Raw genomic sequence first — 9,026 nt, forward strand, 5'->3', positions numbered from 1 at the left:
GAATTCATTAAGATGGAATTCCCAGCAGATAGAAAGTAGTAGGAGGTAATAATGTATACAGTTAGAAAAGTAACAGACGATTTATATTATGTAGGTGGAGACGACAGAAGATTAGCCTTATTTGAAAATATATTTCCAATTCCTGAAGGTGTATCATACAACTCCTACCTATTGATGGATGAAAAAACAGTACTAATCGATGCAGTTGACTGGGCAATCACAAGAGAATATATGGTAAACGTAGCTAGAGTTTTAAACGGTAGAGACCTAGACTATTTGATAGTTCACCATATGGAACCAGACCATTGTTCATCAATAGAATTAATGCTACAAAGATATCCAAACCTTAAAATAATTTCTTCTGAAAAGGGAATTATGTTCATGAGACAATTTGGTTACCATGTAGATGATAGATATATCGAAGTAAAAGAAGGCGACACAGTAAGCTTTGGTAAACACGAATTTACCTTCGTAGAAGCACCAATGGTACACTGGCCAGAAGTATTAATGTCTTATGATTCATATGACAAAGTTCTATTCTCAGCAGACGCATTCGGATCATTTATCGCAAACAACGGTAGATTATTCGCAGACGAAGTAAACTGGGATAGAGACTACCTAGATGAAGGACGTAGATACTACACAAACATCGTAGGTAAATATGGAACATTCGTACAAAAGGCCCTAGCAAAAGCAGGCGGTCTAGATCTTAAATATATCTGCCCACTTCATGGTCTTGTATGGAGAGACAACTTTGGCTACATCATTGACAAATACGTACACTGGGCAACTTATGAACCAGAAGAAGAAGGTGTCCTAATCGTATATGCATCAATGTATGGCAACACAGAATTTGCAGCCCAAGCCCTAGCAAGTAAACTATGTGAAAGAGGCATGACCAACATCTCTCTAAGAGATGTATCAAGCACTCATGTATCAACACTAATAGCAGAAAGCTTCAAATACTCAAACATCGTATTAGCATCTGTAACCTACAACCTAGGAATCTACCCAGTAATGCTTAACTACCTAGAAGATATGAAGGCACTAAACCTACAAAATAGAGCTGTATCTATCATTGGTAACGGAACATGGGCTCCACAAGCAGCAGAAAAAATGGAAAAATTCTTAGACGAAGAAATGAGACTAATGGACGTGCTACCAGAAGGTCTGGATATGGTATCTTCACTAAAGAAAGCAAAAGAACCAGACATGGACGCAATGGTAGACGGAATATTCGACTCAATAAAGAAGAGAAGAGAAGAAAAAGCAAAAACAGCTTCTCAAAACAAAGGCAAAAAATAAATAAGAAACTAAAAGGCGGGGCAACCCGCCTTTTTGCTTGGGAAATTATTGGGACTTAGCAAAGAAGATTGAAAGGTGATGTTAGGGGGCATTGAGATATAGGTTTGAATTTAAAAGGTAAAGTGTGAAAAAAGTAATTTTCTTTATAATGGTAGAAAGAAAAATTTTCGATATTAAAAGCTGAAAGGAAAATCCTATGAAAAAAACATTAAAAATTCTAGTCCTACTATTAATACTGGCATCTAGCTAATCCCAAGGCAAAGTCAAAAATCCTGCGACCCAGGGATATATAGTAGGAACAGGAAATATCAAGAGCGATGTAGATGTAGAAAAGTACTTAAAAATCAATCAGAGATTTGAAGTAGGGGCAGATAAGGACGGCAGGGCCGTTTTTAAAGACCCACACAAAGCCTACCAAGTCCTTAAAGAAAAATATTCTGACGGAATAAGTTTAATCCAAAAAGAATTTAACCTAGAAGACCTAAGCGAAAGATCCTACCATGCCTATAAAACCTATGGATGGCAAGTGGAAACAGGCACTCCAGAAGAAAAGGACCAGGCAAATTTTGTATCAGGATTTTTTGATATTTATGAAAATAGTTTTGAGTGAGAATCCGTTTCTTGTACAAAGAATATAAGAAAAGAAATAAAAAGAAAATATGACCTCCGTTATTATGTGGCGGAGGTCATATTTTTGTGATTAATTTTTAAAATTCCTCTAAGAAGATTAAACGTTGAACCTAGAATAAGGGTCGTAGCAGTCTAGGCAGAGTTTTTTGCCTTCTTCTATCCTTATAAATTTAGAGGCGGTGTTTTCTCCACATTTTTCACAGATATAGGATTCAAAGAGCCTTGCGTGTTCTGGAATTTGGATTGTAGTTTCTTTAACATCAAAGAGGTCTTTGTAGTCATTTTCTATGAAATATTTTAGGGAATCATCCCTGGACATATTTTTATCCCTTGGTTTTAAGACCAGTCTTACAGACTTATTTGTCCTTCTATTATAGAAAGAAAAGGCCTGCTTGCCTGTCATGTGAAATAGCAAATTGCCTTTGCCAACACTTGTTCCTAGAATTACTTGGATGGCATCAACTCCACAAGCGTCATTTTCTGTGATGGTTACAACTTCTTCGTCCTCCGAAAATGATAGGTTCAACAATTCGATGGCATATAGGGCTGCTTTATAGCCTATGGCAAGGCCTCCACAGACGTGTCCGTGGAATTCTGCACATTTTTTCCAGAGTTTTTCAGTATCTAAATTTTTTAAAGTCATTTTTCCTCCTTAGTCCACAAGCATTATTTTTTGACCAGCTAGCTTGTGAATGGTTGATTTTATATCATAGACATCGTACAACATATGGCTAGTTATATCGTTAATATTTCCTGACTCATACACCTGAGCATCCTTTAAAAGCAGGAACTTATTGCAATATTTCATGGCCAGGTTGATATCGTGGATAACCACGATTCCGATAATATTTTTTTCTATTATTATTTTTCTTACCAGATCCAAAACTAAATATTGGTTTTTAATATCAAGGTTACTCGTTGGTTCATCAAGCAGGAGGAGTTTGGGATCTTGTGCTATTGCTCTAGCTAGGACAACCTTTTGACATTCGCCTCCGCTGATATTTGCTATGTAGCTTGAATACATTTTTCTATCAATACCTATTCTGTCCATGGATTCTTGGACTATTTTGTGGTCTTCTGTGGAGAATTTCCATTTCATATGAGGCTTTCTACCTAGCATGACCATATCCTTGACACTTATATCTATATTTGGTAAATTTTGTTCGACTAGAGCTACTTTTTTGGCAATTTCAAAAACACTCCTCTTCATCAGGTCTTTCTCGTTTAAAACAACAGACCCTTTTTTTACCTTTAGGATTTTATTCAAACACTTTAGGAGAGTTGATTTTCCTGCTCCGTTATTTCCTAAAACAGCTAGAAAATCGCCATCTTTAAGGTTAAATGATATGTCTTTTAATATTTCTCTATCATTTTTGTAGGAGAAACTTAGATTTCTAACTTCAAGCATCTTATCTCCTTTCTTTTAATAAAAGGTAGAGGAAGATTGGTCCGCCAAGAAATGATGTAATTGCCCCTATTGGAAGAATAACAGGACTTAGAGCCATTCTTGAAACTAGGTCTGATAAAAGTAAAATTATTGACCCGCTCAGGATAGAACCTGGTATTACATAGACGTAGTTATTACCTACAAACATTTTTACTATGTGAGGTGCAATCAGACCTATAAAATTAACTAAGCCTATGTTTGAAACAATGATTGATGCTGCGAGGCAACACAAAACGGTATTTTCAATAACCAATCTATCTACATTTAAGCCTAAGCTTATGGCGGTGTTATCTCCTGCTAGGAGGGCATTATAGTCCCATCTGTGAAAGATAGCATAAATGCAAATAAATACCACTACAAGGAAGATAATCAAAATATCCTTATAGCCAGTACTTCCCAAGTCCCCAAAGGTCCAATAAACTAAGGAGGCTAGCTGGACTTCATCTGCAAAATATTGGATAAGGGTAGTAGCTCCTGCCAGCATTGCGCTGATAGCAACGCCTGCTAGGACTATGCCTTGAGCCTTAATATTATTAAATTTTGATAGAGCTAAGATAAAGCTAGCCACTATAATCGATCCAAGAAAGGAAAGCAGGGGAATTTGGAAGTCACCACTAAGGTTGAAAACCACAATTGCCAAGGCGGCTCCAAAGCTAGCTCCCTGAGAAACCCCTATAGTAGAAGCCGAGGCAAGGTTGTTTTGGAGAATGACCTGAAGTATAGCTCCAGTCAAACCAAGCCCTGCCCCAGAAACTATAGAAGTTAGGATTCTTGGCAGTCTGTTATTAATCATAATTAGGTTTATCTTATCATCGTGAGCTTTCCCTAATAGACCCAAAAAGAAGTCTGATAGTGAAAATTTGGCAGTTCCAAATTTGAGGGAGGCCAGGGATGATAAAATCAAAATTAAAAACAAGGCTAGTAAAAATATAATATTTTTCTTCCTATTAGCGTCATAGTCAGTAAGCTTATTTTCCAATTTCAATTTTCCTAAATTCTAAACCAGCTTCTTTTTGGGCTGGATAGATGTCTTCGCCAATGAATTTTTCGTAGATTTCCTTGGCTTTTTGGTCCATATCCACATCTTCAAACCTATCTGGGAAGGACACCTTTCCAGCATAGTAAGCATCTATCAAGGCTGTGTCAAGGTTGGTTGCACAGTGTCTGTAAGAAATTTGTGAATAAACCTTGCCATTTTTGACAGCTGATAGGCTTTCAAACAATTCCTTATTTTTGTTGTATTGGTCTTTAATTATATCATAACCGTTGAAATCAAGTAGGATGATATCTGGATCCCATTCGAGAACTTTTTCTAAATCTATCTCGAAAAATCCTTTTTGACCCTCAACTTCGTCGGCGAGGTTTCTTGAGTTTGAAAGGGTAAGTGGGCCATAATTTGCTTCTGTACCTTCAAAACCATGGCTGCCTTTAAAAGATAAACCAGATACATAAACACTTGGCTTATCTTCTGCCTTGATATCGCCTGTTCTTTTGTTTAGGTCATCCTTAATCTCATCAAGATAGGCAGTCATTTCCTTAGCCTTATCTTCTTTGTTATAAAGTTCGCCAAGGATTCTGAAAATTTCGTAGTTTCTTTCATCTAATGAAGAATCAGCAATAGGAATACTTACAACAGGAATATTTGTCTTTTTTTGAAGTTCGTCAACTCCCATTTTTAAAGAATCGATTGTGAGAATTACATCTGGAGCTAATTCGATAATTTTTTCTATATTAGGGTCACCATTATCACCTATACCTGGTAGGTCTTTGAACTTATCAAAGTTGACATAGTTATAAGGTCTAGCCAAAACAGGTTTTTCCTTCTCGTGATCTTCTACGCCCACAATTAAATCTTCGCTATCCATATAGCAGGTATATCTGAGAGTGCCAACTCCAACGCAGACGATTTTCTTAACATCTTTTGGAACGGTCACTTCTCTTTTTAGGCTATCAACAATAACTTTACTACCATCGTTGGCATCTTTGTTGCTTTTTTCATCTTTAGCTACATTAGACTCAACTTGCTTAGCCGCCTTATCATCAGTGTCTGCTGGTTTTGCATCCTTTCCGCACGCTGCAAGTAAAAAACAAAATATAAAAACAGCAATCACATTAAATATTCTTTTAAGTTTCATATTAGCAAATCTCCTTTATAAAAAATCTAATCTACACTCTTGTAGATTCAAAGCGAAAATTTTAAAATATATTTTTTAAATAAAAAACCACGAAAAGAATATAGACACATTCCTTGTATCTACTACTCCTTCGTGGAATATTCTGTCACTATAATTAAATTATATATTTAAATTCATTTAAAACAAAACTCTTCATAAGTTTTAATATGTAGTTTAATTACAGAAATTTAAAGTATCAAATTTTAAGAAATCGCTTTCCAATTTCATTATATCAAACTTTAAGACCTTAGTCAATATGGCACAATTAAGCGATAAAAAAGAGAGATATATAGTTTTAGGAACTTATATACTTTAAAGATGAATGTAAATTAAAAATCTGACCCCGAGGAAAACATGGTGGTCAGATTTAGTTATCAAAAAATATATTCAAAAACTCTTCTAAATCATCAGCTTTTATTGCTTTTGAAATTTTCTTATCATCATTTAAAAAATCGCTAAAGTACTTAAAGAAATTTTCTACTGTTGATCTTTTTATATTATCACTAATATTTAATAACAAGACTACATTTACAATTACCCCATTCCAGTCAATTCCTTTTTTGCTTAAATAAACTCCTAAGAAATTATCATTAATCACTGGATTTAGTGGATGGGGAATGGCAACTTTGTTTTCGAGCCCGGTACTTGCTATATTTTCTCTCTTAATCAGTTCTTCAAAATAGTTTTTCTTATCAAGGATCTTATTGTTTTTTTCGATAATTTCTTTTAGAAAGTCGTCACGACTTAAAATCATATTATTATTTGCTTTATAGAATAGATTTTTATCAAAAAGCTTGCTTATTTCTTTGGTAGGCTCCTCACCCTTTAATGTCTAAAGAATTCTCTCGACATCTTTTTTGTATAGGTAGGCGCTTACTTCTATTACTGGCACTTTTGTATTAAGAGTTATTGGAATAGTTGATACTATCAAGTCATAAGAGTTTAAGTCCATACTTATGGCCATCAGGTAGTCACTAATATCGAGGTTATTGATATATTTGGAAAACTCGTGCATGAATCTGTATTTTAAGATTTTTGCTGTAGCTCTACCACTAGCACAGATTAGTAATATATTTTTCTTATTTAGATTATCTATTGACTTAGCAAGAGCTGCACTAAAATGTAGAGCTATGTAACCAAGTTCATCTAAATTTATATTCATCTTATATATTTCTGCTATATACGACGAGCAAAGCTTGGCACATTCCATGGCAATGTGGTCTCTTTTGATATCATCTAAAAGTGGGTTTTTTAAGTTGATTCCATACTTTACTCTTTTAATCATTGGCGTAAGATGAATCATAAGTGATGATTTCAAATCTGAATCATTTGATAAATCAATTGATAGGGTGTTTCTAATTGCCATTAAAGTTCTTTCAATTATTTGCTCAATATTTTCGTTATATTCTGAAGGTATATATGAGTCAATTTTGCTAAGTAAGTTTATATAAATATATTCAATCTCCTTTTCGTCTAAGCTTATATTAAATATTTTTTCAATTTCTTCGGAGATGTTTAGGCTTAGTTTATATATTGAAGAATATTTTTCGTAGATAGGGTCATCCTTATTTTCAGTTGATATTAAAAATTCCTTGCTTATTCTCGAAACTGAAACTATTAGGTAATTTATAAAGTTGTTGTATTTGACAAGGTTAGTATCAAAACCCTTATCCTTGAATTGTTTGAGTACAAAGGTGCTTACCTTATTGATTTTTGGAGTAGAGATTTCACTTACTTCTTCTAGAATATTTCCATCAAGTTTCGAGCCTTCCTCGATATATTTGACCAAAAAAGATCTGATATCGATTTCGAAAGCTTGAACTTTCATACCGTAATGGGGTTTTGATATAATTTCTATGTTGTTTTCAGCTAGGATTTCCCTAACTACTTTCAAATCTAGGTTTAATTGGGATCTGCTAATGAATAAAAGGTCAATAAATTCTTCTGATTTAACATAATTATTTTCTATTATTAGGGCCAAAATTATTTTATTAACCCTATATTCCTGACTATTTAAATCATCTTCCAAGGCATATTTTGGCCAATCTTCCTTTATGAATTTGGAAAACTTATCTTTATCATTGATAATAAATTTGTAACCAACACCTGGCTTAGACTTAATTATTGCTCCGTTATCTTTTAACAGAAGATTTAATTCTTTGATATCTTCTCTTACTGTTTTGCTTGAAAAATTAACTATTTTAGAGATATCATTAGCTGTGCAATCTTTAAAATCATCGGTTAGGATTTCAAATATTTTTTTTATTCTATTTTCTTTCACGTCCCACCTCACTTTAGACAGAATATGTCATTTTAATTTTATTATATCATCTTTTATAAAAATGATAATTTATATTATTTCCACAATCACGACCAACTTGTGGAAAAATTAAACAATGACAATTTCATGGGCATAGGATATGATATAAGTGATAGGAAAAGGTATTCTCTAAGAGTGCTAATTTTTATAAGCTATTATGGAAGGAGGATGTTGCTAGGAGTTAGCTAAGAGACATGGGAAAGATATTTAACAATTACAATGTAAATATTTGTGATGGTATAATCGGTTGGAAAGATGCTATTATCTTATCAGCTAAACCTTTACTAAACGACGCTTACATTGGAGAAGAATATTTGGATGCTATTTTTGATAATTTAGAAAAATATGGTCCATATATTGATTTTGGTTTAGAAGTAGCAGTGCCTCACGCTAGGCCGGAGTTTGGAGTTAAAAAGACAGGGGTTTCTCTTTTAAAACTCAAAAACAAAGTTTACCTACAGGAAAGTGATGATCACCCGATCAAACTTATAATTACATTTTGCTCTGTAGATGATACAAGCCACATAGAAATTCTAAAAGAAATCAGTTCGATTTTTGGTGATGGTGAAAAGTTAGGGAAAATAAAAGAAGCTAATAGCGTGGAAGAAATTCTAGAAATTATTAATAACTAAGGAGGATATTATGAAAATAATGGCGTTATGCGGATCTGGTTTAGGTTCAAGTTTTATGGTTGAGATGAATATCAAGGATATTCTAAAAGAATTAGGTATGACAAGTGTAGAGGTAACCCATTCTGATATTTCTAGTGCAGGCAATGATGATGCTGACCTATTTTTTGTAGCAAGGGATGTTGCTGAAAATATATCTTTAGATCCTAAAAAAATAGTAATCTTAAATAGTATTATTGATAAAAATGAACTTAGAGAAAAACTAAAAGAAACAATTGAAAAATATAATATAAAATAATTGCTTCAATTTAAATATGGAGGATAATATGAACGGTTTTATAAAAACTTTGGTAGACATAGCTTCTGAGCCTGCTTTATTAGTAGCTCTTATAGCTCTTATTGGTCTTTTAATTCAAAAGAAATCAGCGTCAGATACTATAAAGGGTACATTAAAAACTCTAATAGGTTTGACCTGAACCCCAAAATCCGGAATACGGATGGAGGGATTTTTGTATGCCAAA

10 protein-coding genes are annotated in these 9,026 nt (G+C 33.7%); 4 read left to right on the forward strand and 6 right to left on the reverse strand.

The features are described 5' to 3' along the window. Positions 1–51 precede the first annotated feature (51 nt). Positions 52–1,305, forward strand: coding sequence for an FprA family A-type flavoprotein (locus RQ893_RS06705; RefSeq protein WP_311482278.1), 1,254 nt, complete (start codon positions 52–54; stop codon positions 1,303–1,305). 727 nt (positions 1,306–2,032) lie between these two features. Here the strand turns inward: RQ893_RS06705 and RQ893_RS06710 are convergent. From RQ893_RS06710 to RQ893_RS06735, 6 genes are all read right to left on the reverse strand, one after another. Next, positions 2,033–2,578 (reverse strand): FmdE family protein, encoded by a 546-nt coding sequence (locus RQ893_RS06710; RefSeq protein WP_311482279.1) that lies wholly within the window; start codon positions 2,576–2,578, stop codon positions 2,033–2,035. 9 nt (positions 2,579–2,587) lie between these two features. Continuing rightward, on the reverse strand, positions 2,588–3,343 hold the full coding sequence (locus tag RQ893_RS06715; protein WP_311482280.1) for an ABC transporter ATP-binding protein: 756 nt from the start codon (positions 3,341–3,343) through the stop codon (positions 2,588–2,590). A 1-nt stretch (position 3,344) separates the two neighbouring features. Further along, complete coding sequence (locus RQ893_RS06720; RefSeq protein WP_311482281.1) at positions 3,345–4,361, reverse strand: iron ABC transporter permease; 1,017 nt, start codon at positions 4,359–4,361, stop codon at positions 3,345–3,347. After that, on the reverse strand, positions 4,351–5,517 hold the full coding sequence (locus RQ893_RS06725) for an iron ABC transporter substrate-binding protein (RefSeq protein WP_311482282.1): 1,167 nt from the start codon (positions 5,515–5,517) through the stop codon (positions 4,351–4,353). Before RQ893_RS06725 ends, RQ893_RS06720 begins: the two co-directional genes overlap by 11 nt. Before the next feature lie 406 nt (positions 5,518–5,923). Further along, positions 5,924–6,310, reverse strand: a complete 387-nt coding sequence (locus RQ893_RS06730) for a PTS sugar transporter subunit IIA (RefSeq protein ID WP_311482283.1) — start codon at positions 6,308–6,310, stop codon at positions 5,924–5,926. A 78-nt stretch (positions 6,311–6,388) separates the two neighbouring features. Next, on the reverse strand, positions 6,389–7,837 hold the full coding sequence (locus RQ893_RS06735) for a transcription antiterminator (RefSeq protein WP_311482284.1): 1,449 nt from the start codon (positions 7,835–7,837) through the stop codon (positions 6,389–6,391). Between the two features lie 233 nt (positions 7,838–8,070). On the opposite strand from RQ893_RS06735, the gene RQ893_RS06740 reads away from it, so the two are divergent. The 3 genes from RQ893_RS06740 to RQ893_RS06750 are packed head-to-tail and all read left to right on the forward strand — an operon-like array spanning position 8,071 to position 8,981. Then, on the forward strand, positions 8,071–8,508 hold the full coding sequence (locus RQ893_RS06740) for a PTS sugar transporter subunit IIA (protein WP_311482285.1): 438 nt from the start codon (positions 8,071–8,073) through the stop codon (positions 8,506–8,508). 10 nt (positions 8,509–8,518) lie between these two features. Further along, entirely contained in the window at positions 8,519–8,803 is a 285-nt protein-coding gene (locus tag RQ893_RS06745) for a PTS sugar transporter subunit IIB (protein ID WP_311482286.1), read from the forward strand. Positions 8,804–8,831: 28 nt separating this feature from the next. After that, on the forward strand, positions 8,832–8,981 hold the full coding sequence (locus tag RQ893_RS06750; RefSeq protein ID WP_311482287.1) for a PTS transporter subunit IIC: 150 nt from the start codon (positions 8,832–8,834) through the stop codon (positions 8,979–8,981). Positions 8,982–9,026 lie beyond the last annotated feature (45 nt).

This window comes from uncultured Anaerococcus sp. (assembly GCF_963510915.1).
Lineage (GTDB): Bacteria > Bacillota > Clostridia > Tissierellales > Peptoniphilaceae > Anaerococcus.

Coding starts and splice junctions, on each gene's coding strand:
- RQ893_RS06725 (WP_311482282.1), bottom strand. CDS start 5,517: ATGAAACTTAAAAGAATATTTAATGTGATTGCTGTTTTTATATTTTGT.
- RQ893_RS06745 (WP_311482286.1), top strand. CDS start 8,519: ATGAAAATAATGGCGTTATGCGGATCTGGTTTAGGTTCAAGTTTTATG.
- RQ893_RS06730 (WP_311482283.1), bottom strand. CDS start 6,310: ATGATTTTAAGTCGTGACGACTTTCTAAAAGAAATTATCGAAAAAAAC.
- RQ893_RS06750 (WP_311482287.1), top strand. CDS start 8,832: ATGAACGGTTTTATAAAAACTTTGGTAGACATAGCTTCTGAGCCTGCT.
- RQ893_RS06705 (WP_311482278.1), top strand. CDS start 52: ATGTATACAGTTAGAAAAGTAACAGACGATTTATATTATGTAGGTGGA.
- RQ893_RS06715 (WP_311482280.1), bottom strand. CDS start 3,343: ATGCTTGAAGTTAGAAATCTAAGTTTCTCCTACAAAAATGATAGAGAA.
- RQ893_RS06740 (WP_311482285.1), top strand. CDS start 8,071: ATGGGAAAGATATTTAACAATTACAATGTAAATATTTGTGATGGTATA.
- RQ893_RS06710 (WP_311482279.1), bottom strand. CDS start 2,578: ATGACTTTAAAAAATTTAGATACTGAAAAACTCTGGAAAAAATGTGCA.